We start from the raw sequence: 24,759 nt of genomic DNA on the forward strand, positions 1-24,759 counted from the left end.
TCCCTAAACATGAAAAAGCCGCTCGAAGGCGGCTTCTGATCCAACATTTTAACTCTAAACTTCAGCTAACTCTGTTATTCGTTCTGTATCACACATGCCGGTAACCTTGAGTAACGATTTTATGCCCCGCCACCGTCTGATGATTTTCAATCGCACCCTTCACCCGTTCAAGCACATCGCTCTCATAAGTGGAGGCACACTCAAAACCAGTCTGCACATGTAAATCAGCCGAATCAGCACTCAAGTTGAACCAACGCGCAATGACATCTCCTGTTTCTTCCGCAATCTTCAATGTAGAAAATGCCAGCGTTGAATTCTCGGCTTGCCAGTTAAGCCACTGTTTGCTCAGTGGTAATTTCAGTTCCCCTCTATTCGTTCCCTTTACTGGCTGTGCTTCCTGCTCATACGTATAAGCCCGTGTTCCGAGTTGCACTGTCGTCCACGGGATAGGATACGTATACGCACTTGCACAAGCACCTGATTTCGCTGCATCGCCTGCAAACGGAAGGATAGCATACTCCACCGACTGAGACCCTAGACATTGAGCTTCCGGTGTCTCGAAAACACCCCAGTCTCCCAACTCGGATGAAGCTCGCAGAAGGGTAACAGCAATCGTACTTCCTACGGTTTCCTGCCTAATCTCGTATTCATTGAGTCCTTTGTTCGCGATCATCAGCCCAGCGTTACCATCGGTTACATGAACAAATGCCTGCTGATGCTGCGCATTGCTCGGGTTCACCCACTCCTTCGCCGGCGTGTTCGGCCGTTTGGCAACTTCAAAGATGGAATCGGCATAATGATTGTCCGTCATCAGCCCGGAAGGGAACAGTGCACGCAGACGATGATCCTTGGCCTGATTGTTAAATTCAGTCTTTACCTTGACCATATCACTGCCTGCTTCCAGTGTATATGTTGTTGTGATCGTGAGAGGAACAGTATCCTGAACACGCTGAGCCTTACGCTCCGTGAAAGGAACCATGTAACGCTTCTCCCGTTCAAACAACTCATCTGCCCCAGCTGGAATGTTCCAATGCAGCATACTTTCCATTACAGCACGATAGGGAGAATGCTCCACAAGACGCAGCTCAGCCTTGAGATGTTCGGTGGTTAACGCTTGCTCACCTTCCGGCTGACGATACACATATTCGTTACCGATATCCCCTGTATTTTCGTAAACGTTCAGTCCGCTATATTCTGTTCCAGAGCGTTTATCGGTCAGTGTGATCGTTCCGTTCTCCCCCACACTTACTCGCAGATATTCATTCTCCATCACGTTCGCTTCAATATCAACGTTAACTTCAACGTCAGACGTCAGCCTTTCTACGCGTTCCCCGACAGGAACCAGACCATACGTCTGATATCCAAGTGCCGGAACATGATTTGCCTGAAAAATCACCTTAACTTTCCGTGCCATGTACGGCTGACGGAAGCGGTCTTTCGGAAGCTCATACCCAAAGTGGACACCGAGGTCAAGGATTTCGGCTGCGTATACATTGCCTTCTGCATCAGTCACCTGATATGTCTGCAGCACGATTTCTTCCAGTCTGCGTGCAAGAGCCTGCGGATTCGGACCTTCCGGGAAAAAGGACTTAGCTATGATCAGTTCTTTCTCAATGATGCCGCTTCTCGTCCAGCCAGCCGTATTAAACACGGTGAACAAAACGGCATCCTCTGCCCAAGCTTCTGCATTCTGCACATCAATGCATTCCGCTATTGCTTGCGAGGTCTGGCATACCAGCTTCTCGGCGAGTTGCCGGCTCTTGGCAAACCGGGTTACCATCTCGCGATGCACTTCATCTACACTACAGCCACAGATGCTGTCATGTGGATGATTCTGCATAAGCATCTTCCAGGCATGCGTGAGCAGATGATGCGGGTATTCCTTAACCCCGGCTATATGGGCCATGGCTGCCAGGGGTTCTGCTACTTTTTCCAACAACGTCTGACCTCGCTGGTTTAACTGTTTCAGATACACACGCGCAGAGGCCGTATTGACCAGCGTTCCCCATCCATCCGTATGTTGACTGCGAAGCTCCCCTTCAATCGTTGTCAGATGATCAGGAACCTGCTGCGATACCGCCTCGATATAATCTTCAAAATTGGAGTGTACAAATTTCACTTCAGGGTACAGCTCGGAAGCGGTACGAAGTGCCTCAGGCAGATCCGTCTGAATAGGTTGATGATCACATCCGTTCATGAAGAGTAGATGTGATGTTGATGCGAATTTCTCGGCATCCTGCAGATTTTTATCCCAGTATTCTCGTGCTTTCTCCGGATTTACAGGCACTTCCATCCCGTTACAATACCAATTGGCAAACAGAATACCGAGCACTTCCGAACCGTCCGGGGAACGCCAGATCATCTCTGAATAGGGAGATTCATACGCTTCTGCATCCACAACAGCGTTGTTGAAGCCGGTAGGTTTTACCCCGCGCCCAAAGACCGCATTCTGGATGTCGGCCTGCTGCAAAATCTGCGGAGCCTGTCCCATATTGCCAAACGAATCCGGGAAATACCCGGTTTTGGAGATGATTCCAAAAGGTTTGGCATCTCGATGCCCAATGAGCAGATTGCGCAAGTTAGCCTCACTACTCGTCAGAAACTCGTCCTGAAGCACATACCACGGGCCAAATTGAATGCGTCCCTCACGAATGTAACGATCCAAACGCTCTTGCTGGTCTGGCCGAACTTGTAAATAATCTTCCCGAATGATGGTCTGTCCGTCGAGATGGAAGTACCGATATTCCGGGTCCCGGTCGAGCGTACCCAGCAGCTTGTCCATCAGTTCAACCAGTAACACATGATGATGCTCGTATGGCATATACCATTCCCGATCCCAGTGCGTGTGCGAGATCAGATGCGCTGTTTTTTGGTTCGTCATATGTGTATCCTCCTATCCTTTTGTCGCTCCGCCCATGCTGAATCCTTTGGACATATAACGCTGAGAGAAAATATAGAGTACTACCGAAGGCATCGTGTATAACATCGAAAATGCGGCCAATCTGCCGTATTCCACCATGCCATGACTACCGAAAAATTGATAAATCGTGACTGATGCCGGCAATTTCTCCGGAGTCTGAAGCAAGATGTAAGGTACAAAAAAGTTGCCCCAGCTGCCTGAAAAGGTAAAGATCGCAATGGTTGCAATGCCTGGCAGCATCAGCGGAGCAACAATGCTTCGCAAGCCTCTCCAGACCGATGCACCATCAATCCAGGCGGATTCTTCCAGATCAATCGGAACAGAATCCATGAAGTTTTTCATCATCCAGATTCCGTATGGAAGAGATGAAGCCGTCAGGAAAAGCATTGTGGCAATAATGGAATTTTGCATTTTGAAGAACAGGAACATCTGGAACACCGGCACCATTACAGCTGTAATCGGCAAAGCAGTCATAAACAGAATGGATAATAAAAAGCTTTTCTTAAACCGCATTTCGTAGCGTGATAATGGATAGGCCGCCAGCACAGATACAGCGACAACAAGTGCCGCCTGCCCTCCTGACAGAATCAGACCTACCCCGAACGAGCGCAGATTACTTTCATCCCCAAGTACATCCTTGAAATTTTGCAGTGTCCACGTTGCAGGCATCTTGATGCCTTGCTGTGCGTTCGGATCAAAGGATGCCAGAATAATCCAAAGTAACGGCAATAAAAAACATAGGCCGAGGAAAACCAGAATACCGTACTGGATTTTGCGTTGAATACCGTGTTTGACCATCATAAGAACATGACACCTCCTTCATCGTTACACTTTTACTTTCATTGAACGGATGTAGAACAGGCTGGCGATAATGCCAATGAACAGTAGCACAAGAGAAATGGCTGTACCATATCCGAATTGGTAATTCACAAATGCCTGATTATACATAAATATAGGCAAGGTCTGTGTAGATGTACCCGGGCCACCACCCGTCATTGTATAAATCAGGGTAAACACACCCAGCGTCTGCAAAGTAACCAGCATCATATTGGTAACGATAGAGCCTTTCACCATTGGAATGGTGATATGGCGAATGATCTGGAATCCGGTGGAACCGTCAATAATGGCTGCCTCTTCGACTTCCTTCGGAATATCATCCAGTGCAGACTGATAAACCATCATGGAAAAAGCCGTTCCGTGCCAGATGTTGGCGATAATGACACTCACCATGGGAAAACTGAACAGCCACGAGATTGGACTCACGCCGAACCAGCCCAGAATCTGATTCAGTGAACCATTGTCACTGAAAAAGGCTACCATACAGAACGCCACAACAATTTCCGGCGTGACCCAACCAGCGATAACAATAATGCCGATGATTCGGCGGAAGGTAACATTTTTTTCTTTCATAAGTAATGCAAGAATAAATCCGAGCACCACCTGACCAATCACTGCGGAGAAGATCAGAAATACCAGCGTACGCCATACACTGATTCGAAAGTCTGGGTCTTGAAACATGTTGATAAAGTTTTGGAATCCTACGAATTCCAGGCTTTTGGCTGCGGCACCTGTCAATGCCATATTGGTAAAGGCGAAGCAGATCGTCAGCACAATCGGCACAATAAAAAACACCAGTAACAGCGTTACGGAAGGCATCAGAAACAGAAATGAGCCCGGGGCTTTTCTTTTCATACGTCACTCTCCATTCGAACCGGAAAAAGGGGAGTTTTTCGCTCCCCCTCCGAATCTATCGATGTTATTTTTCTTCGATATGCTCCGCTCCCACCGATCGGGAGACATTATCCTTGAATTGCTTGATGGCATCTTCCGGTGTGAGTTTGCCAGAGGCAATGCTCTCCACAATGCTTTGCAATTGAGCAGATACCGCTGCATATTGATCATTGGCCGGACGGAAGTGAGCCACATTCAACAGCTCTTGCGCTTCCTTCGTATAAGGGCGATCCGTGTATCCTTCCACTTCTGTTGAATCGCTGCGTGGACTGAGACTGCCTTCGGCAACAACACGCGCTGTTGCATTGTCTTTGTTCATCAGAAACTCAATAAATGTCCAGCCCGCTTCTTTATTCTTCGCCTGAGCGGGAACGGACCATGCCCAGCCTCCAGACATCGTGGTCGCACCTGGTTCCTGCCCATTTTGTGTCGGGAACGGTGCAAAACCGATTTTTTCTTCTACATTCGGAATCGGAGCAGCCCCATTTGCTGCCCATGTGGAACCAGCCCAGCTTCCATCAACCGCCATTGCCAGCTTGCCTTGTGGAAATTGCTGCTGGAACGCAATGCTTCCTGCTTGTCCGTTGAGTGCTACTTGCATGGTTGGTCCAGTTTTGTCCTGGTTGAACACCTGATCAATGAATTTGAAGGAGTCCAGCAACCCCGGGCTGTTCACAACCCATTTCTTCGTTGCATCGTCGTAGAGCGTATCCGTTGTACCATACAACAACATCTCCAACGTCTGCATCGTTACACCTTCACCGTTGGCTTTACCCACAATGAGATTCAGCGGCGTTACGCCGGGCAGCTTCTGCTTGATCATACGCGCTGCTTCAAGAACTTCATTCCAGCTTGCCGGTTTGAACGGAACAGGCAGTCCAGCTTGCTGGAACAGCTCTTTGTTATACCAGATGCCGCGTGTATCTGAAGTGGCTGGTATACCATATATTTTGCCATCCTCGCCGGTTACTCCGGCTTTCAGGTTATCGATAATTTTGTCGTTCCAATCCGCCCAGCCTTTCACCTGCTCGTCCAAAGGTTGCAGATAACCTGCTGCCGCGTCCGATTTAATGATGGAGGTATCCTCGGCAATGACGTCAGGGGCAGTATCCGGCGACTTCATCTGTAACACCATTTTGGAGGTGTAATCGCCTTCACTTGCAAGCACAGGGGCTATGTTGATCTGGATATCAGGATGCTCCTTCTCAAACTGCTCGACCAATCCGGATTTAAAAAACTTCGTTAGAGTATCCTCTGAACCGGAGGAACGGAACGATACAGTTACTTCTTTTTTTCCATCGCTAGTCGTACCTGTGGAAGTACTGCCGCTTGAGCAAGCAGTCGTCAGAATAAGCAAAGAAGTCATCACAGCTGCCACTGGCAGTTTCATCGAAAATTTTCTCATGTCGGGGTCTCCTTTTTTTGTCCTATTTCTGTATGCGGAATCCGCAATAATCCATAACTAGTTCGCTATATAACATGTTGGACCAGGAAAACCATGGACGGGTATACTCATGTGGATCATTCGCCGAGAAACCTTCATGCGTCAGACCTGTATCCGCATCCGTCCGCTGGATCAGCTGAAGCATGTTCATTTTTTCTTTCAGATCCACGGAGGTCAGTCCCTGCATCGATAAAGCGATATGCCAGATATATCCTTCCGGTGTGTGCGGACTACCCATTCCGGAAGCCGCAGAACCTTCGTAAAAATAAGGGTTCTGTGCGGACAAAATGAATCGGCGGGTGTTCTGATAGATCTCGTCATCTTCCGAAACATAACCGAGATAAGGTAAAGACAGGAGGCTTGGTACGTTGGCATCATCCATCAGGTTGTGATTGCCTTTTCCATCCGTTTCATACGCATAGATTGTCCCGTAGTCAGGATGTTCCACAATTCCGTATTTCCGAATCCCTTCATCGATCTGTTCCGCTAGTTTCCGAGCTGCCTCAGCCAGCACAGGTTCATCCAGTAGCGCAAATGCAATCTCCTCTACATATCGGAGGGCTACCACCGCGAACATATTGGATGGAATCAGATATCCGTACTCACACCTGTCATCACTCGGACGGAAACCGGACCAGGTCATGCCCGTATAAGCTGTCTCCGTGCCTCGGCCTTCTCTTCCGAGTGTATCCGTCTCGGGGGCGTCCAGACGCTGAAATGTATATGGGGAACGGCTCTCATGATGCTGCTCCACTTGCCATAAAGAGATGATCTCGTTGACGGCGTCACGGAACGTGGCATTAAACTGATCGGTTCGGCCTGTGTTTTTCCATAACAGGTAACTAAGCTGAATCGGATACGCCAGTGAATCGATCTCGTATTTCCGCTCCCAGATCCATGCATTCATATCCGTTAGGTCCGATTGATGGCCATTACCACTCTCTGTTTCGTTAAAAGCGTTTGCATAAGGGTCTAACAGAATGTATCTCAGTTGCCTTTCAACCAGCCCGGCGATCATATCCGACAGTTCCTGATCTTCGGAAGCAAGAATGAGATACGGTCTGACCTGAGCTGCGGAATCCCTGAGCCACATTGCGGGAATATCCCCGGTGATGACAAATGTTGTTCCGTCTTCCTTACGCTGAATCGTCGTTGTTAATGTATTGGTAAAGCAGTTTTCAAACATCTCCACAAGCTTGGGATGGTCTGGCAAGCCAGCCTTCACTTTGCTGATCATCTGCTGAATGGAAGGAGAAATGTTCTGATCTTTTCTCGTTGTGTGCATGAGTCCTCCTTAAACATCAAAAGTTTAACCGCTTTCATCATCCTAAAACGAATTAAATGTTATGTCAATATATTTAATTTTATATCATCATGTTATTTGAATAAAATCATTCAAATGATATGTTAACTTTTGTCATTAAAGGCAATAAGATCATATGCACAATAGGCCTTGTATTCAACCCGTCACAATTTTATATTGGAACCGGGATGTTTCCTGGCTTGCATTTGCACAACAAAAAGAGACTCCGTCACCGAAGCCTCCATTATATTCGTATACTCTTCTCCATCATGTCCATCAAACTTCTGAACCTCACCCACTTATTTGGGTTGAGAAACCGCATGCTCTCTTACCTGACTTGTCGATGTCCCCTTCACCAAGGATGCAGGCAGTACAACACGCTTGACCCCGCTGGGTTCTTGAGCGTGCATATGCTGCAACACCATCTCAAACGCCTTTTCCCCCATATCAAACTGGTTCTGCTTGAGGTGGGTGATTCGCGAGTGCCTTTCGGTATGCGGACTGTCAAAACAGAGGATGGACAGTTCTTCGGGTACGCGCATATCCAGTTGTTCTGCGGCCGCTAACGCAAGCAGAGCAATGTCATATTCAGCGGCAAAAACCGCTGTAATCTGCGGGTGTTTTTGATAATGGGCAACGAGCTTCTGCACGTCACGATGCTTGGCTTCAGGATCGAACTCATTCGGCAAGGACGAAAGGATCGACTCCACCCACATTTCTCGATTCACAAGTATACCCTGTTCGTTATGTGCCTCAATAAAACCTTCAATTCGTTCCTCAATGGTCGTTGTATTCACTGGAGGTTGCGTCAGAAAGGCAATGTGCTGATGCCCCAGATCAAACAAATACTTTGTCCCTTCTCTTGCTGCTCTGACATTGTCTGTGCTGACCGAAGAAGCGGGAATGCCTTTTAAATAACGGTCAATCATCACAAACGGGAACTTTCCAACAACGAGTTTTAAAATTTCGTCACTAAAATATTCCCCCTGTGCAGGAAAAATAATCAAACCGTCTACCCCAAGCTCCAGCAACTCACGAATACACTGTTCCTCCTGCTCGGGAATACCGAAAGAGCGTCTAAGTACAAGAAAACTGTCATGTTTTCGTGAAGCTTCCTCCATGCCATATAAAAGTTCCGTTCCATACATATCACTGAAGTTGGTAATGACCAGACCAATGAGCAGTTTACGCTCCTGCCTAAGTCCTTTGGTTGCTGCTGACGCAGCTTCACGTCCTAACTCATCCAAGGCAGTATCAGCCACAAAAGAACCACGTCCCGGCTGTCGAACAATTAACTGTTCATTTGCCAGCATTTCCAGCGCTTTCTTCGTTGTAATCCGGCTCACGCCGAATTCGTCACATAGTTCTTTTTCCGATGGAACACGATCACCAATTTTATATTGCTGCTGCTGTATTCGTTCTCTCAACGACTCAAATATCTGTTCATACATCGGCTTGGAAGCCGAGTCTTTCCCCAATACAAGCACCTCCATAAACACTTCACTTCATCAGTCTTATACCCTAATATATCATGATATATCATTAAAGTGAAGGAAAGATGAGAATTATTGTACGTATGCATAGATTAAACCAAAAAACGGCAAGCCCTAATTTCAGGCTTACCGTTTTTATCATACGCTGATTATACCTTACAGAACTTCCATTTAGATCATCTCAAAGCGTCGGTAGGTGATACCCTCTTGCTGATCAGTTTATGGTTCAAGACTTTCTGCGGGATTAGAACCTGCGCCGGTTTGATCCGATTTCAGGTCACTCCCTGCCTCAGCTTCTTTCTCCGGAGCCGGCTGCTTCTCCACTTCTTCTTGTGCGGCACGGACAAACAATCTTCCGGCCGCTTGAGCCTCGGCCTTATTGCCCGCTGCATCCTGTGCCTGAATCACAATGACTCCACCTTCAAGCACAAGAGAAGCAGGTGTAGTATATGTGCCTGTGTATACACCCGGTTCTGTCTCCACCAGAGGCACTTCTCCCGCACCACTTGCGTTCAGATTCAGAGGCAGTTGAATTCGGAAAGAAGCTTGCAAGCCAGGTTTGCTTGTAAAGGAGACGCTGACAGGCTCACCCGATATAATGTTTACATCTTCCGCCGGGGTGATATCAGTAAGTTCCGGTACTCCGGTTTCAACGTATACTTTACGTGTTACCGTCGTTTTATTACCGGCAAGATCGGTTGCCACAATGGTAATGATGTTTTCACCTTCGTTCACCAGTACACGTTGACTGAATTTTCTGTCCCTGTCAACTTGCACGGTCTGCCCATTGACGGTGACTTTGTTAAGGAATTGTTCCACTACACTGCCCGTCACATGAACTACTTCAGTGTTGATCCGGCCTCCTTCCGCCGGGCTGACAAGGTTCACCTGAGGTTTGGTCTGGTCCAGAATGATAATGACTGGAAGCGAACGATCTGTCGTTTTACCATTAATGACGGCTTCTGCGGTAATCACATTAACACCCGCCCGCAGCTTCACGCCATGTGAGAATTTCCCGTTATTTACGGTTGTTGATCCTGCAGCATCCTTGCCATTGTAAAACTTGATCTGCGCTCCGGAAGCAGGCGATGTTCCGGATATCGTAAAGGTGGACTGATTGGTATAGGTATTTGCTAGCGTTGTAAGCAACGGCGCATTAACCGGATATTTCACAACCGCACGGATCATGTAATTTCCCTCTCCAGCAGGCGATGCGCTCCATGCCCCACTCACACGCTGCCAGCTCCGGGCCGCATAAGTCCCGTCCTCGTCGGTAGCCAGCCCAGGAGCAGCTGTACCCGCCAAACTTTGGATATAAACGATGTAGAAATCACCTGTCACAATAATGGGCTCAGGGAATTCTACAGAAGTCCACTGATTATTTCGCAGTGCCGTACCATCGAACGGCCCGGCAAGCTGTTTACCTGGTGCTCCACCAGCGCCAGATGCATCATAAACCGCGTATTGGAAAGATGTTCCTCCAGGTACAGGCCACTCCGTATTCCAGAACCGGAACGAAGCACCCGTGACTTGTGCTGTTTCAAGCTCCGGAGTCATTCGAACGGCCCACGCGTTATCAGCAGCATTAAAAGCTCTGGCATTCTCGGCTGTACCATCGTCATAAGCAATCTCACCAGGGAAACCGATAAATGGTTTCAATGCGATGCTACTCTCTACCGTACCGTCGCCCGGTACAGTCACCGTAACTTTTTTGTTGTAATAATCCGCTGCCTGCACGGACAACGTATAACTTCCTTCCAACACCTGAAGAGTAAAGCTTCCGTCTGCTCCTGTACGAACCTCTGCTACCTTGGCATCCTCCACGACGAGCACCGAGGCATCGGCTAGCGGTTGACCTGTGCGTTCATCCTTCACTATCCCTTTAATCTGTCCATAAGGGATCGTCTCCAGATTGAAATTGGCTTTGGCTTCACTACCATCCGTGATGGTTACCGTTTTGCTTTGCGGATAATAACCGTAAGCCTCCGCTTTTAACGTATACTCTCCTGCAACATGTGTGAAGCTGTACTTACCTGTTGATGAATCTGTTTTCACAGAGCGTCCAGTTTCAAGTACCGTTACCGTTGCACTGGCTGGCAGACTCTGCGGCTGAACCGAACCTGTTCCCGGTTTGTCGATAGCAGGCTCTTGTTGTTTGGTTTTATTAAACTCTGCCTTGTCTGTTCTGGTCACTTTATACCATGGATTATCATAGTTCGGTTTAGGTTTGTCACTCGAAAGTACAACGGCTTCATCCTTTGTTACCGTTTCTGCAGCAACACCCAGCACACGGAAATCATCAATAAACCAACCTGTTTTCACTACACTGTTATCCGAGGTTAATCTGAAGCGCAATTGAACGTCATTGCCAGTCAGTGCGTTCAGATCGTAGAACACTGGCGTCCACTGTTTCCCGTTCGTACTATGCGAGAATTTGCCGAGTTCCGTCCATGTTGTTCCTCCGTCTTTGGTTGCTTCAACATATCCAAAATCATATCCACTTTCGATCTCGTACCAGTGATTAAACGCAAGCGTCGCTTCGGACACATCCTTTAGATCAATTACCGGAGAGATCAGTGAATAATTCGAACCATTTTCGTACGTGTTGTCGAGGTCGGTGGCCCAAACGTTAGGCGGAGATACCGCACTTGAAGGGCCGGTTAACGGGATACCTCGCTCCCACTCGTCCTTGGTTCCGGCGTGCGTCCAGCCATTATCATCGTTTCCATCAAACGAATCGATATAAATATCTTCCGGTACTTGTATGGTGATGGAAACCTCATTGGATTTCTCACTTTCATTGCCACTGTAATCCAGCGCCGCCACGGTGTAATAATACGTAGTGTTCGACTCCGTAGCCGTATCCGTAAATGAGGTTTTCTTCACCGTACCGAGAGACTCATAACCGGAACCGGCCGTTTCGGAACGGTAGACAACATAAGATTTAAGATCCTCATCATCTGAACCCGTCCAGTTCAGGGTAACGTTACCCAGAATATCTGCTGTTGCGGACAACGCTGAAGGCGCTTCTGGAGCAATATCGTCCAGTTCCTGCACCGCGAAGTCATCGATATACCAGCCAGCTTTCTGAACTGTAGCATCACTGGTCAGATTGAACTGGATGAACACCTGCTGTCCGGCATATTCGCGAAGATCAATATACTGCGTTTTCCATCCTCCGCTAGTTCCTGTGTAACTGAGCAGTTCCTCAAATACATAGTCACTATCCTCAGAAGCAATGTATACCTTGCCAAAATCGAGATTATTCTCTATGTCATACCAATGCTTAAAGGTTAGCAATGCCCCTTCAGGACTTTCTGTCAAATCAATAGGCGGAGCAAGCAAGTAGGCATTGCTGTTAGGCAAATATGTGCCTTGCAGATTCGTAGCGATGACTTTGTCACCTGAATAAGCAGCCTTCGGTCCGCTCACAGGTGCTCCCCAAGCCCAGGTGCTTCCTGCACCGCCCGTAGTAAAACCAAGCTGATCCGCTTCAAAATCCTGGAAATACCCTGGCTTCACTCCATTGGATACAGCAATGTTGTATACCGTGCTTTCGAAACCATTGTTGCCATAATCATTGACACGAATATAATATTCAACGCCCTCTGGCTCAATCAGGAAAGCTGGAATTGTCGCTGTGTAAGTACCTGCTTTCGTGTCTCCTTCAATCCGGTTCATTGGCAGGTATGTGTACTGCTTCGAACCTTTGGTTCTGGCATATGTTTCAACGGAAACCACCGCAACATTATCTGTCACACGTGCCGTCAAAGGAATGTCCAAACCTTTAAAAGCTGTATTGACCGGGGTATGCTGTAATACCGGCTCTTCCAGATCATCTCCGGCTGTGACCACTCTTCCGGAGACGGTTCCGATGCCTTCCAGAACCGATCCAACCGCATCCAGCGCGTTAATGATCCCGTGCCCATAACCGTTATTCGGGGAAATTGGATACTTGTTATCCGTTCGCGGTGTTGCTGTGTCCATAATGATCTGCTCCAGCTGATCCACGTTAAGAGAGTGGTTGGCTTGAAGCAACAGTGCGGCAAGTGCTGTCGTATGCGGACCTGCCATGGATGTCCCGTTCCATCCACCTTCATATGTACCTCCAGGCACGGATGAACGAATGTTCACACCAGGGGCGGATACTTCCGGTTTGACTTCACTATACGGGGACGGTCCTAACAATGAGAAGGAAGCCAAGTTACCGTTAATGTCGGTTGCTCCTGTAGCAAAACTCTCAGGATAGTTGGCTGGATTCGCAACTGAAGCTGGGCCTCCCGGATTGGTCAAGGTTACATTTCCCGCAGAAAACTCAGGGAAAATCTGAGCATCACGCCATGCCTGAACCATCGGTCTAAACCATTCGTCGAGCCCTGCTCCTCCGCCCCATGAATTATTTACAACATCCGGTGCGAGCTCTGGATGCAGGTTGCCCTCGGCATCCACTGGAGCAATGAGCCATTGTCCACCATCCAGAATAATGGCATCCGTTGTTTCCGGATTAAAAATGCGGACGCCGATCCACTTTGCACCAGGTGCAACGCCAATCCGATTGGTGCCGTTTGCTTCAGAACCCACCATCGTTCCCATGGTGTGGGTACCATGTCCGTCTGCATCAGCAGGAAGAGATGCATGGCTATGCGGATCGTACCAGCTTAGCTCTGGATCAACGACGTTGCCTGAAGCGTCCAGACCACGCCATTTACTGCGAAGCGCCGGATGCGTGTAATCCACGCCACTGTCCAGATTGGCAACCACGATGCCCGTGCCGTCAATGCCTCGCTCCCAGACTGCAGGTACATTGATGTAATCAAGGTTCCATTCCACATTCTCCGTCTGCTTTTTTACGCTCGAATCCACTTCCTTGGTAGCTGTCCCTTGGGAAGCGGAGTCTTTCACTGCTGGCTGTTTGCTTACTTCTGCCTTATCCAGATATCGCGTTTCATTCGGCAGAATTTTCTCTACCTCTGGCAGCAAAGCAATTTGCTCCATCACTTCTTTGGTACTGGTGACAGCGAGAGAGTTCACGATAAAATAACTTTTATATTCTTTGACCTTGCCGAGGTCAATTTCCTTTTCAAGATAATGTTCAATAGAATATTGTGTCCGTGAGGCGGTTTCCCGAAGGGAACTAACCACCGAGTTACGTACAGACAACTTGGTTGCCGAAGGTGTTTCTTTGGCAATCGTTGCTTTTTCCATCGCTTGTTTGGAGACAGCTGCGGTGTCCACCTGTTCCTTCATTTTGACAAGATAGGTTACATATTCGCTGCCTTCAAATGCTTTGGTCAGTTTGGCATTCACTTTGGATGTTGAAATCTCAGCCAGGCTGGACTTCATATCGATTTTGGAGGAAGATGAGTTCTGTGCAGAAACCGGAAGTACCATTGAAAATGCAAGGAGAAGCGAGAGCCCCATGGAGACGGGCTTGCGTAACGTTTTTAATTTAATCAAACTTTTCCACTCCTTTTACCCGGCTTTATAGTTTGGTCTAGTTCAAATACCCTTCTCTGTGAAAGAAGCCAATCGTTAATTCTGTGGCGGTTAAATAAGAATCATAAGATGCTCTGTCTAACTTTGCTTTTCATTTCACATATAGCCTCACCTCCTTTACAGGTCTGGTTAGGTAAATACAGGGTTTATATCCGGATAAATTGGCCATAGGTCAAAATATACGCGAAGAGATATGGTTGGGTGCAAAGCGCATAGTTGAAGTAATCCACCATTGGTGTTGGTGGCATCATTGTGTGATTGAATGTCAATAAGCATTCGTGTGGAGGATATTCAGAAGCGTTAGCAGAACGCTTGCCATGAAGTGGGTAAGTGAATCCGGGTGATACATGCGGGTTGGATGGAAGAATACATCTTAAATTACATATATAAGTTAAATTTAGGCTTAAATTGGATTTTATTGGTATAGTATAGATTCAAAGTGCGATACATACAAGACCTTTATTTGAAAATATTAGAAAATAAGTCTATATCATGCTTTTATAAGTCTTTTGTCTCTAACCTTACCTCCTACAACTTTCGCAATCGTGCACTATATAAGTTGTTCAATTTCAACATCAAGGTCTTTATACCCCCTATCACTTTAACAGTCACCCTCTTTTTATAAAACACAAAAAAAGAACCAGCCTGCTCGCCGGTTCTCTCCACAATCAGATTCTCCCTTGTAATTATACTTAATCCAGGTCAATTTTAAATACGACAGGTACAATGCTCTTCACACCCGTTGTAGTTATCGTCAAAGCATCTTCATTACGCTCCCACATCGGCTGCTCCTCATATCCCAGAATTTGAACATTCTTAATAATGCCATGAAAATGCGAAGATCCTTCGCTCAGCGATTTAATGTGCACGATTCCATTATCCGGGTATACCATAACCGTGGCATACAGACTGCTGCCTTTCACCGTAAAGCGTATATCTTCACTTGTAAAAACCTTCGTATCCCCATCCGTGAATTGCCCTTCCTTCACCTCTGTGGGTCCTTCCCCGTACGTGCGCCAGAACGAGGTATCGTAGATCGCCTCCCCATTGACCTCCAGCCACTTCCCGATGAGGAGCAGGATATCCCGATCCTCGTCTGGAATCGTACCGTCTGCTCTCGGCCCGATATTCAGCAAGAGACTCCCATTTTTGCTGACGATGTCCACGAGATCCCGGATGATCTCTTCTGCCGTTTTATAATCGTTGTTTTCCGTATAACACCAGGAATTTCTTGCAACAGCCGTATCTGTTTGCCAAAAATAAGGCTTCAGCTCCGCAAATTGTCCACGCTCCACATCAGGAACTGCCGTGCCAAACATGAATGCTTCATGCTTGTAATTAATAGCAACCGGAATGCCCCAGTCCTCACCTTTATTGTAATAATAGGCTGCAAACTTTTTGAGATATGGCTTGAATGCTGCTGTTTGAATCCACCAGTCAAAATAAAATACTCTTGGTTGATATTCATCCACCAGTTCACAGCATCGAATGAGCCAATCTTCCATATATTCATCTGAAGGTGGGGAGCCGTAGAGATCTTGATGATCTGGCTCCGGCATGGCAGGCCAATAAAAATCCCCGCACCGCATCGGCTCTTGGATATCAGAATCAAATTCTTTTCCATGTGACATGAAAAACCAGTGTTCGGCACGGTGGGATGATACACAGAAGGTTAACCCCTGCTTCTCATAGGCGGCTTTCATCTCGCCAAGCACATCACGTTTGGGACCCATTTCATATGTGTTATAGTGAGAGATAGAACTCTTGTACATCTGGAAACCGTCATGATGCTCTGCAACTGGCATAACGTATCTTGCACCTGCTTGTTTGAATAAAGCTGCCCATTCATCTGCATCGAACTTCTCTGCTTTAAACATCGGGATGAAATCCTTATATCCGAATTCCTTATGATTCCCATACACTTCAAGGTGGTGTTCATAGGCCTTGGAGCCTTGAATGTACATATTACGTGAGTACCACTCACTATCATAAGCCGGAACAGAATAAACGCCCCAATGGATGAAAATACCAAATTTTGCCTGTTGATACCAATCGGGAACGCTGGATTCACGAAGTGAAGTCCAGTTATCCTTGAATTTCCCACCGGCAATTGTTGCATCGATCTGCTTCAAATATTCGTTTTTGTTCATGTGCAATTCCCACCCTTCCCTAATTGACTACATTTGTATTGTAGTTTGGCAGGGTACCGTTGCACATGCAGAACATTAACGATTAGATGGACGATAATAACTTTCAGGGAGATATGCTCATGGATCATCACACACTACTGACCAACTATTTGTCCAATCTGCAAGTGGATCTGTTTATGGTGAACTATAACCGCTGCGGCCCTCATTGGAGAGATCTGGACTATACACCGGACTATAGCAAGTTGTACTGGATTTGCGAGGGTGAAGGTTGGCTTAAAATCGGGGATGAGGAATATTACCCCAAGCCAGGACAGCTCTTTTTGATGCCAGAAGGGGTAAAGCAATCGTATTCCTCAATTAGTGACAAGCCTTTCCTCAAATATTGGTGTCATTTTTCCGCCAAAGTCGGGGGGATCAATCTATTTCAGATTCTGCAATTTCCGCACGTGGTTAACGTAAGTCAGCCCGAACGATTTCAGAACATCTTTGATAGTGTGCTTACCTATGCGAATTCCAATGAAGTTTACGCACATATGATGGCCAAAAGTAAACTGACCGAATTGCTGTCCCATTACATCATGAACCTGGAACTGGATCAGATTAGCTATTTAAACGTGCCCGTTGTTGAAAAATTGTCCACCCTACTCACCTATATCGATGCACATATCGAAGAGAACATGTCCGTTCAGGATTTGGCTCAGATGCTGCATATGCATCCGAATTATTTCATTCGTTTTTTCAAACAGCAGATGGGTATGCCCCCTATTCACTACATAACCAGCCGAAAAATAGACAAGGCCAAAGAGATGCTTAGTTGCACCTCTCTGACGATGACCCAAATTGCCGACAATCTCGGATTCAGCGATTCATATTATTTTTCCAGACAGTTCAAGAAACACACCGGATTGAATCCGACAGAATATCGCAAACAAATGACTGTGATCGCCCAAACTTGAAAATTCGCCTCAAAAAAAATTCCCACAAGTTTCAATTATGGATTAAAATGGATGTTTGACTCGTACTTGCAGAAAGGAGGTTCGCATATATGTGCAAAAGCTTATACAAAAACAACCTCCTATTTCTGTTCAGGAGGTTGTTCACGTTACTTTGCATTTTGCGTGATGTGTTATATGTTATTGCCAGTCTCTTTTTCGAAGATACGACTCGAATACAAATGTTCCAAAAGGAAGCACCCCCGCCAATAAGCCCATGATCCAAAGTGACACCTTCCACCTTTTGACCAAACCTAAATGTGCTAGTGCAATCAGATATAGAGGAAATAAAATACCATGAATCATCCCCATTACAGCTACAGCTATAGAGATATCGGCAAAGTACTTTAACGGCATTGCAATAAATACAAGCAGCAGAAAGGATATACCCTCCCAAATACCAGCAATTCTGAATCGACCTGTTACCGTGTTCATTCCTGTGTTCTCACCTTTCCGCAAGATTGTTAGTGAAATATGTAACTTACAACATGACGCTTTACAACGCTGTATCTCCATTCTCAGACAACGGATGTAAGCTCTTTCTCAGTATAAAGCATGAACACGAGTCGAATTTACTTTAAATTTGAAAAATTATTGAATAGAATTGCTTCACACTCAAGTCGTTGATCGTTCGATCAACCGATATGCGAGTGATGCCGCCTTATGCTCCTCTTTTCCCAATACGGCCCACAAATGATAGAAAGCCTGCTTTGCTTGCTCAGCAATTGGATTATGAATCGTTGTTAGTTCGAGCACACGCGACAATTCAATATCATCAAATCCCACAATGGCAAGTTGATCAGGAACCCGTATGTTCTGTCTGCGCGCCTCACTCATGATGCCTATCGCAGCATAGTCATTGGAACAGAGCACCGCTTGCGGTAGTTCGCCCCCTTCGACCATTCGTCGCAAGGCTGTTTCCCCGTCGGATGAAGTAAATACTGAATATTGATAAGCTTCACGCCAGACAGGTAAACCTTTACTTGTCATGTATGTCTCATATGCTTCGCGCCGGCTCTGTGTATTCAAACTGCCCCTACGGCCAAACACATTGGCAATACGTGTGTAACCCTTCGACACCAGATGCTCCAGTGCCAACCTGTACCCTTGAGCCTGATCCATGGCAATGGAAGGAATCTCATCATTCCCCATGCGTTGCCAGGACACTATCGGTCCATATTGCATATAAGCTTTCAATTCGCCCGGATCATTGACGCAAGTCACAATCAGCACAGCGTCCACACGTTTACTCCGTAAATCCTCGAATGCCTGTAACTCAATATGTTTATCACTTCGCGACGTATAAACAATCGTCTGAAATCCGTAATCCATCGCGGTATCCATAAATTGGTTAATAAAGGTCAAACTAAGCTCATCAATCATGGCCGTTACGATCCCGATCTGTTTCGTCTGTCCTGTAGACAAAGATACCGCATTTCGGTTCGGTATGTAATCCAGCTCTTTCATAATTTCGGTAATCACCCTTCTGGCTTCATCGCTGACATGAGGCGAACGGTTGATCACCCGGGATACTGTGGCTCTCGAATAACCGGAGCGTTTCATGATTTCATCAAATTTGGACATTCCGATGCTCCTTTCCTGCGAACAAACACCAAATATAGTATGCCTCATCTCCTCTGCAAAAGTAAAACTTGACGTGTAACCCGTTACAACGTTTAAGCTTTTTTGGAGAGAATAAAGTGAACTTCACACAGGTTCACCATGAATTATACGAATGGAGCGATATATATGAGCAAATCTTCGAATCAAACGTATTCATTTCCCGAAAACTTTCTATGGGGTGGTGCCATTGCCGCGAACCAGGCTGAGGGTGCATATAATCAGGGTGGCAAAGGTTTGTCCACACAAGACGTAGCTCCTCAAGGTGTCATGGGTCCGATCACAGAAGAGCCTACCGCAGATAACATGAAGCTGATCGGTATCGATCTGTACCACCGTTATAAGGAAGATGTAAAGCTGTTTGCCGAGATGGGGTTCAAAGTATTCCGCACCTCCATCGCGTGGTCTCGCATTTTCCCTAAAGGGGACGAGCTTGAGCCGAATGAAGAAGGTTTGCAATTTTATGACAATCTGTTTGACGAATGCCGCAAATACGGTATTGAACCTTTAGTCACGTTATCTCACTATGAGACACCACTGCACCTTGCCAAAGAATACGACGGTTGGGTTAACCGGAAGATGATCGGCTTTTATGAGCGCTATGCAACAACGGTCTTTAATCGATACAAAAACAAAGTCAAATACTGGCTTACCTTCAACGAGATTAACTCCATTCTTGAATTCCCATTCATGAGTGGAGGAATCTTCACACCTAAGGAGAAGCTGAGCAAACAGGATCTGTATCAAGCCATCCACCACGAACTCGTGGCAAGTGCGTCCGCAGTGAAGCTGTGTCATGAGATCATCCCTGATGCTCAGATTGGATGTATGATTTTGAGTATGCCGACGTACCCGTTAACTCCGAACCCGGATGATGTCATCAAAGTGATGGAGTATGAACACAGCAACTATTTCTTCGGTGATATGCACGTCCGTGGACGCTACCCTGGGTACATGAAACGTTACTTCCGTGAAAAAGGTATTGAAATTCATATGGAAGACGGCGATCAAGAGATACTGCTTAACACCGTGGATTTCATCTCCTTCAGTTATTACATGAGCACATGTCAGACGGCTGATCCTGCCAAACAAGTGGCTGGTGAAGGAAATCTGATCGGTGGAATCCCTAACCCGTATTTGCCTGCGAGTGAGTGGGGCTGGCAGATTGACCCGCAAGGACTGCGCTATGTGTTGAACATGTTCTATGACCGTTACCAGAAACCGCTGTTTATCGTTGAAAATGGTCTTGGTGCAGTAGACGAGTTAATTACAGGTCCGGATGGCGAGAAAACCGTGGAAGATGACTACCGCATCCAATATTTGAATGACCATCTGGTTCAGGTTGGCGAAGCACTGGAAGATGGAGTAGACATTATGGGATACACCTCATGGGGCTGTATCGATGTTGTGAGTGCATCCACCGCTCAGCTGAAAAAACGTTATGGCTTCATCTATGTTGACCGTCACGATGATGGTTCAGGCACATTGGAGCGTTATCGCAAAAAATCATTCCACTGGTACAAAGAGATTATTAGCAGCAACGGAAAAAGTCTGAAGCGCTAAGCTTCATGATATAAAAGGAGACCTCTCTTCGGCAACACGAGATCAAGAAATTCGCCACAGTGCGGCTTTTCAGCTTGATCCGTATGCCGAGAGAGGTCTTTTTTTTATCCCGATGCAATAACCACGTTATTCCCAATAACACTGCTCATTAAATCACAAAAAAAAACCTCTGCACTTCCGCAATTTCGGAAATACAAAGGTTTTATTTTATCTGAAATGAGGCATGCTTCCTATTCTCAAGCCATCACATGAGCATGCTTTTCTTTCATACTAATTGCGAGAACGGCTGTAACAAGTCCGGCACATACAAGGATCGAGCCAACCCATCCCGTGTTCATAATGGATGAATGGTCAATAACAAGGCCGCCAATATAGGTTCCGAGCGCGATACCCGCATGGGCTATACCTGAGTTAGTACTAATCAATATTTCAGATGTTTCAGGTGAGGTCTTGATAATCAGACTATTTTGCACCGGTGTAACCGTCCAGCTTAGAGCCCCCCAGACACTTAACAGCAGCAGAAAAGCGATCAAAGGCAGTCCCGTGGTAAACGGTATAACCGCCATACTGATCATAAACGGAACCAGCACGATCAAAATGGCTTTCGCCGGATGAAGACGATCGGATAACATACCGCCAATACCCCCGCCTGCAACTGCGGCGAGCCCAAACATCATGTAGATCAAGGTAATCGCCGTTGCACTAGCTCCAATGGTTTCCTGCAGAAACGGTGTAAAGTACGCATATAACGTCAAATGTCCCGCGAGAACGAGCAGTGTCGTGGTGTGAATCGCCAGCATTTTCGGATTCCATAGTGCTTTAAGCTGATTTTTCAGACTCACGGCAGGAGCAGGCTGCACACGATCCATCGCGAGGCCAATAGACACCATCACGAGTACAGTCAATATGGCAATTAGCATGAACACCTCACGCCATCCAAATGCATTGCCTACATAGATACCTATCGGTACGCCCAGAACCAGTGATGCACTTCCCCCCATCGTAATCGTGCCAACCGCGCGCCCTTTGTACTCAGGTTCAACGATGCGTGAAGCTAACGTCAGAGATAATACAAAAATAAGAGAACCTGCTGCAGCTCCAAGCATGCGTCCTGCCATTAACATGTAAAAGTTAACGCTGAATGCAGAGATCAGATTACTGATTAGAAATACAAGCAACGTAACCATATATACATTTTTACGCTCAAATCGGGCCGTTACATTTAACAAGATCGGCGCAGACAGCGCATATACAAGTGAAAAGATCGAGATCAGATATCCGGCTTTCGCCAAAGACAGATGAAGATCGGTTGCAATCAGATCCAGAATGCCACCCAAAATCAGTTCAACCGTTCCAACCACAAAGGCAGCAATCGCCAAAACATATACTTTTTTATTCATGTTCCAAATCCCCCTAACAAGTTACAACTACGATAGTAACCCATTAAAGAGGAAAGTTCAATGAATAATTTCGAATTATTTCAGTTTGCTTTCATCTCATTTTCAAAAATATAAAAAACAAAAACTATTCTCCGAAAGAATAGTTTCCTAGTAGATCAATCTCGTAAGCAAACGTTCAATTTCTTCGTCCTGCAATAGTTGATCTCCGTATTTTTTGGTAATCTGTGTCAGAGCCACGTCGTGATAGAAATAATCCGTCATTGCTTTAACAATGGGTTTGGACATCGTCTTGATTGCTTTCCACGATTCATTTTCCAATCCGGCGAACAGCAGATAGGCGTGATCCACAATAAGCAGTTGTGAAGGTTCCGGCGCATCAAGTAGCGGGATAAGTGAGTATTTGCGAGTCAGAGAACTTTCCAAACCACCAACCGCTAGCACTTCTACATACACGCCTTGCTTCTCCTTCTGCTCCAACAAACTGCGGTAACTCTCCATCCTCTCATTCCAGGCCAGAAAAAGAATCGACGAATCCGCCTCTTCAATCAACTGCTCAATGTTCGAAGCAATAGATGACTCATCCTTTAACGTCCAGATATGCTCGTCGGTGAAGGTTCGCTTGATTTTGTATTGTTTCAAGGTTTCGATATCCTTATCAAAATCAAGTTTGATTTTGTGAATGACCGTTTGCAGATCCACTGCCATGTACAGTTTTTTCTTGCCATCCATCGTTGTCAGCACGATCCCCTTATCAATCAAACGGTTGAGTACTTCATAAATCTTGGCCTTAGGTACGTTCGAGGTGCCTACAATCGTTGTCGCATCAAGCGGCTCATCCTGCGCAAGTATAGCCTCATAGACCTGACTTTCATATTGGGTAAACCCGAATTTTTGTAACATATGTAGTTTAAGACATCCCTTCCATTCTTATTGTGTTGGACTACAAATGTTTACACGAAACACTCGAAAAAAAGTTCAACTCATATCTAGTTTAAATACCTGTTCAGTACCTGTCCAGTTTCCTGGTGACTGTTCAAATAAAATGAACTGCTGCTGGTTATATTAAGCTTGAATTACCCATTCCCTGTTTTGGAAAGGAGCATGAACCCGGATGGAAAGTACACAAGAATTTGTGAAAAAGGTTAATGAAAATGCGGAGAAAGCGCGCCACAACAAAAACAATGGTAAAGGAACACCCGGAGACAAGTTACCAAACAAACAGCACTCCACGAACAAATAAGAACGCAGTAATCATGAACCACGTAGCTTTGATTCAAACATTGAAGCAGATGAATACAGACGTAATATGGTGCCTCACATCGGTGAGTGCATCATATTCCTTACTACTTGGAATAGTGTATGACCATGCTTAGTTTGTTACTGCCTGCTCCCGAATGATCGTAACCATGTGGCAGATCTGCCTTGAAACGAATCGAATCTCCCTGCCTTAACTTGTGTTCCACTTCCCCTACTCGGATCGTGACTTCCCCTTCATACACGGTTATGAATTCCTCAGCCCCTTCAATGTGTGGTTCAGCACTCAACGATGACTTCTCGTCCATCTCCATCATATACATTTCAAAACGACGCCCTTCTTCAAAAGAAAAATGAGGATAGATCCGGACTCTTCCCCCATCTTCCCGCAAAACTTTGATGTCCTCCTTCATGAGAACAGTTGCGTCAGACTGCGGTTCATGAATAAGTGCAGTGAATGATATTTTTAACCCGTTTGCAATCTTCCAGACCGTTGCAATCGACGGATTGGATTCCCCTCGTTCAATCTGACCAAGCATCGTCTTGCTAATGCCTGACATTTCTGCGACCTTGTCCAGGCTCAGCTTTCTTTGTTCCCTGATTTGCTTGAGGTTCCGAGCCAAAATCAAATTAATATTTTCCACGAAAAATACACCTCACTTCTTCATAGTCCTCTTGTGCAATATACAGCACATAATGTACAATCATAACATACATACGTTATAACGACCTTATAGTGCATTATAACATACAATCTAATCTTACAAGGAGAACACATGGATATTTTATCTTTAGTCACTTACGCAATGATTGCTTCTTTTACGCCAGGACCCAACAACATCATCGCCATGTCTCATGCAAAGGAACAAGGTTTCAAATGTACATTTCCTTTTATTAGCGGAGTCGCTGCCGGATGTCTTCTTATCATGATGCTGTCCAGTTATTTCAACCTTATTCTTTATCAGTACATCCCGGTCATTACCCCGGCCTTAAATGTATTTGGGTGTATTTACATGCTCTATCTGGCCTTCAAAATAATGAAGAGCACGTCTGCTAAGAGCGAGGCTGAGGACAAGTCAAAGATTCATTATTCCTTTTCGTTTGGATTCACTCTTCAAATGATCAATCCCAAGGTCATCTTATACGGGCTTACAGCCCTGTCGGTGTTTGTCCTGCCCTATACACAGTCACATGCCCAACTCATACTATACTCGCTACTGCTCACCCTGATTGGGATCAGTGCGAATCTCACCTGGGCATTGGGTGGACGTTTATTTCAACAGTTCCTGTTAAAATATGAACGACCTTTTAATATCATCATGGGTCTTATATTGATCTTTACCGCGATTTCATTTATCAAATAAAACAAAAGCGTCCACTCATCTGTTGAGTG

17 protein-coding genes are annotated in these 24,759 nt (G+C 46.1%); 4 read left to right on the top strand and 13 right to left on the bottom strand.

Annotated elements, in window-relative coordinates:
* Positions 1-88: 88 nt before the first annotated feature.
* The 8 genes from ACR8BL_RS03385 to ACR8BL_RS03420 form a co-directional block, all read right to left on the bottom strand.
* A complete protein-coding gene (locus ACR8BL_RS03385; protein ID WP_434751309.1) occupies positions 89-2,881 on the bottom strand; it encodes an alpha-mannosidase in 2,793 nt (930 codons plus the stop codon).
* A 12-nt stretch (positions 2,882-2,893) separates the two neighbouring features.
* The gene (locus ACR8BL_RS03390) at positions 2,894-3,718 is read right to left on the bottom strand and encodes a carbohydrate ABC transporter permease (RefSeq protein WP_123063799.1); all 825 of its coding nucleotides are present in this window, start codon (positions 3,716-3,718) and stop codon (positions 2,894-2,896) included.
* 27 nt (positions 3,719-3,745) lie between these two features.
* On the bottom strand, positions 3,746-4,612 hold the full coding sequence (locus ACR8BL_RS03395; protein ID WP_090924060.1) for a carbohydrate ABC transporter permease: 867 nt from the start codon (positions 4,610-4,612) through the stop codon (positions 3,746-3,748).
* Positions 4,613-4,676: 64 nt separating this feature from the next.
* On the bottom strand, positions 4,677-6,056 hold the full coding sequence (locus tag ACR8BL_RS03400) for an extracellular solute-binding protein (RefSeq protein WP_434751310.1): 1,380 nt from the start codon (positions 6,054-6,056) through the stop codon (positions 4,677-4,679).
* A 22-nt stretch (positions 6,057-6,078) separates the two neighbouring features.
* The gene (locus ACR8BL_RS03405) at positions 6,079-7,380 is read right to left on the bottom strand and encodes a glycoside hydrolase family 125 protein (RefSeq protein ID WP_434751311.1); all 1,302 of its coding nucleotides are present in this window, start codon (positions 7,378-7,380) and stop codon (positions 6,079-6,081) included.
* 317 nt (positions 7,381-7,697) lie between these two features.
* Positions 7,698-8,885, bottom strand: a complete 1,188-nt coding sequence (locus tag ACR8BL_RS03410) for a GntR family transcriptional regulator (protein WP_434752999.1) — start codon at positions 8,883-8,885, stop codon at positions 7,698-7,700.
* Between the two features lie 225 nt (positions 8,886-9,110).
* Positions 9,111-14,348: a S8 family serine peptidase gene (locus ACR8BL_RS03415; protein ID WP_434751312.1), complete on the bottom strand. Its 5,238-nt coding sequence runs from the start codon at positions 14,346-14,348 to the stop codon at positions 9,111-9,113.
* A 731-nt stretch (positions 14,349-15,079) separates the two neighbouring features.
* Positions 15,080-16,537: an alpha-L-fucosidase gene (locus ACR8BL_RS03420; protein ID WP_434751313.1), complete on the bottom strand. Its 1,458-nt coding sequence runs from the start codon at positions 16,535-16,537 to the stop codon at positions 15,080-15,082.
* 119 nt (positions 16,538-16,656) lie between these two features.
* On the opposite strand from ACR8BL_RS03420, the gene ACR8BL_RS03425 reads away from it, so the two are divergent.
* Entirely contained in the window at positions 16,657-17,493 is an 837-nt protein-coding gene (locus ACR8BL_RS03425) for an AraC family transcriptional regulator (protein ID WP_434751314.1), read from the top strand.
* A gap of 177 nt (positions 17,494-17,670) precedes the next feature.
* Here ACR8BL_RS03425 and ACR8BL_RS03430 read toward each other — a convergent pair whose 3' ends face one another.
* Complete coding sequence (locus ACR8BL_RS03430) at positions 17,671-17,964, bottom strand: DUF3817 domain-containing protein (protein WP_434751315.1); 294 nt, start codon at positions 17,962-17,964, stop codon at positions 17,671-17,673.
* Positions 17,965-18,144: 180 nt separating this feature from the next.
* Positions 18,145-19,113, bottom strand: coding sequence for a LacI family DNA-binding transcriptional regulator (locus ACR8BL_RS03435; RefSeq protein WP_434751316.1), 969 nt, complete (start codon positions 19,111-19,113; stop codon positions 18,145-18,147).
* Positions 19,114-19,278: 165 nt separating this feature from the next.
* Here ACR8BL_RS03435 and ACR8BL_RS03440 point away from each other — a divergent pair, with 165 nt between their 5' ends.
* Positions 19,279-20,712: a glycoside hydrolase family 1 protein gene (locus ACR8BL_RS03440; RefSeq protein WP_434751317.1), complete on the top strand. Its 1,434-nt coding sequence runs from the start codon at positions 19,279-19,281 to the stop codon at positions 20,710-20,712.
* A 236-nt stretch (positions 20,713-20,948) separates the two neighbouring features.
* Here the strand turns inward: ACR8BL_RS03440 and ACR8BL_RS03445 are convergent, their stop codons facing one another.
* Both ACR8BL_RS03445 and ACR8BL_RS03450 read right to left on the bottom strand, forming a co-directional pair.
* A complete protein-coding gene (locus tag ACR8BL_RS03445; protein WP_434751318.1) occupies positions 20,949-22,112 on the bottom strand; it encodes an MFS transporter in 1,164 nt (387 codons plus the stop codon).
* Positions 22,113-22,259: 147 nt separating this feature from the next.
* Positions 22,260-23,012 (bottom strand): TrmB family transcriptional regulator, encoded by a 753-nt coding sequence (locus ACR8BL_RS03450; protein WP_434751319.1) that lies wholly within the window; start codon positions 23,010-23,012, stop codon positions 22,260-22,262.
* 211 nt (positions 23,013-23,223) lie between these two features.
* On the opposite strand from ACR8BL_RS03450, the gene ACR8BL_RS03455 reads away from it, so the two are divergent.
* On the top strand, positions 23,224-23,352 hold the full coding sequence (locus ACR8BL_RS03455; RefSeq protein ID WP_090924048.1) for a DUF4023 family protein: 129 nt from the start codon (positions 23,224-23,226) through the stop codon (positions 23,350-23,352).
* A 103-nt stretch (positions 23,353-23,455) separates the two neighbouring features.
* Here the strand turns inward: ACR8BL_RS03455 and ACR8BL_RS03460 are convergent, their stop codons facing one another.
* Positions 23,456-24,010 (bottom strand): helix-turn-helix domain-containing protein, encoded by a 555-nt coding sequence (locus ACR8BL_RS03460; protein ID WP_434758317.1) that lies wholly within the window; start codon positions 24,008-24,010, stop codon positions 23,456-23,458.
* Positions 24,011-24,142: 132 nt separating this feature from the next.
* On the opposite strand from ACR8BL_RS03460, the gene ACR8BL_RS03465 reads away from it, so the two are divergent.
* Positions 24,143-24,730, top strand: a complete 588-nt coding sequence (locus tag ACR8BL_RS03465) for a LysE family transporter (protein WP_434751321.1) — start codon at positions 24,143-24,145, stop codon at positions 24,728-24,730.
* Positions 24,731-24,759: the final 29 nt, after the last annotated feature.

This window comes from Paenibacillus amylolyticus, from assembly GCF_051136285.1.
Classification (GTDB): Bacteria; Bacillota; Bacilli; order Paenibacillales; family Paenibacillaceae; genus Paenibacillus; species Paenibacillus amylolyticus_F.

What these genes read in the sequence shown, in the direction of transcription:
- ACR8BL_RS03430 (WP_434751315.1), bottom strand. Translation starts at nt 17,964, where the DNA reads ATGAACACGGTAACAGGTCGATTCAGAATTGCTGGTATTTGGGAGGGT.
- ACR8BL_RS03445 (WP_434751318.1), bottom strand. Translation starts at nt 22,112, where the DNA reads ATGAATAAAAAAGTATATGTTTTGGCGATTGCTGCCTTTGTGGTTGGA.
- ACR8BL_RS03440 (WP_434751317.1), top strand. Translation starts at nt 19,279, where the DNA reads ATGAGCAAATCTTCGAATCAAACGTATTCATTTCCCGAAAACTTTCTA.
- ACR8BL_RS03420 (WP_434751313.1), bottom strand. Translation starts at nt 16,537, where the DNA reads ATGAACAAAAACGAATATTTGAAGCAGATCGATGCAACAATTGCCGGT.
- ACR8BL_RS03400 (WP_434751310.1), bottom strand. Translation starts at nt 6,056, where the DNA reads ATGAGAAAATTTTCGATGAAACTGCCAGTGGCAGCTGTGATGACTTCT.
- ACR8BL_RS03395 (WP_090924060.1), bottom strand. Translation starts at nt 4,612, where the DNA reads ATGAAAAGAAAAGCCCCGGGCTCATTTCTGTTTCTGATGCCTTCCGTA.
- ACR8BL_RS03390 (WP_123063799.1), bottom strand. Translation starts at nt 3,718, where the DNA reads ATGGTCAAACACGGTATTCAACGCAAAATCCAGTACGGTATTCTGGTT.
- ACR8BL_RS03435 (WP_434751316.1), bottom strand. Translation starts at nt 19,113, where the DNA reads ATGTCCAAATTTGATGAAATCATGAAACGCTCCGGTTATTCGAGAGCC.
- ACR8BL_RS03455 (WP_090924048.1), top strand. Translation starts at nt 23,224, where the DNA reads ATGGAAAGTACACAAGAATTTGTGAAAAAGGTTAATGAAAATGCGGAG.
- ACR8BL_RS03450 (WP_434751319.1), bottom strand. Translation starts at nt 23,012, where the DNA reads ATGTTACAAAAATTCGGGTTTACCCAATATGAAAGTCAGGTCTATGAG.
- ACR8BL_RS03425 (WP_434751314.1), top strand. Translation starts at nt 16,657, where the DNA reads ATGGATCATCACACACTACTGACCAACTATTTGTCCAATCTGCAAGTG.
- ACR8BL_RS03405 (WP_434751311.1), bottom strand. Translation starts at nt 7,380, where the DNA reads ATGCACACAACGAGAAAAGATCAGAACATTTCTCCTTCCATTCAGCAG.
- ACR8BL_RS03465 (WP_434751321.1), top strand. Translation starts at nt 24,143, where the DNA reads ATGGATATTTTATCTTTAGTCACTTACGCAATGATTGCTTCTTTTACG.
- ACR8BL_RS03385 (WP_434751309.1), bottom strand. Translation starts at nt 2,881, where the DNA reads ATGACGAACCAAAAAACAGCGCATCTGATCTCGCACACGCACTGGGAT.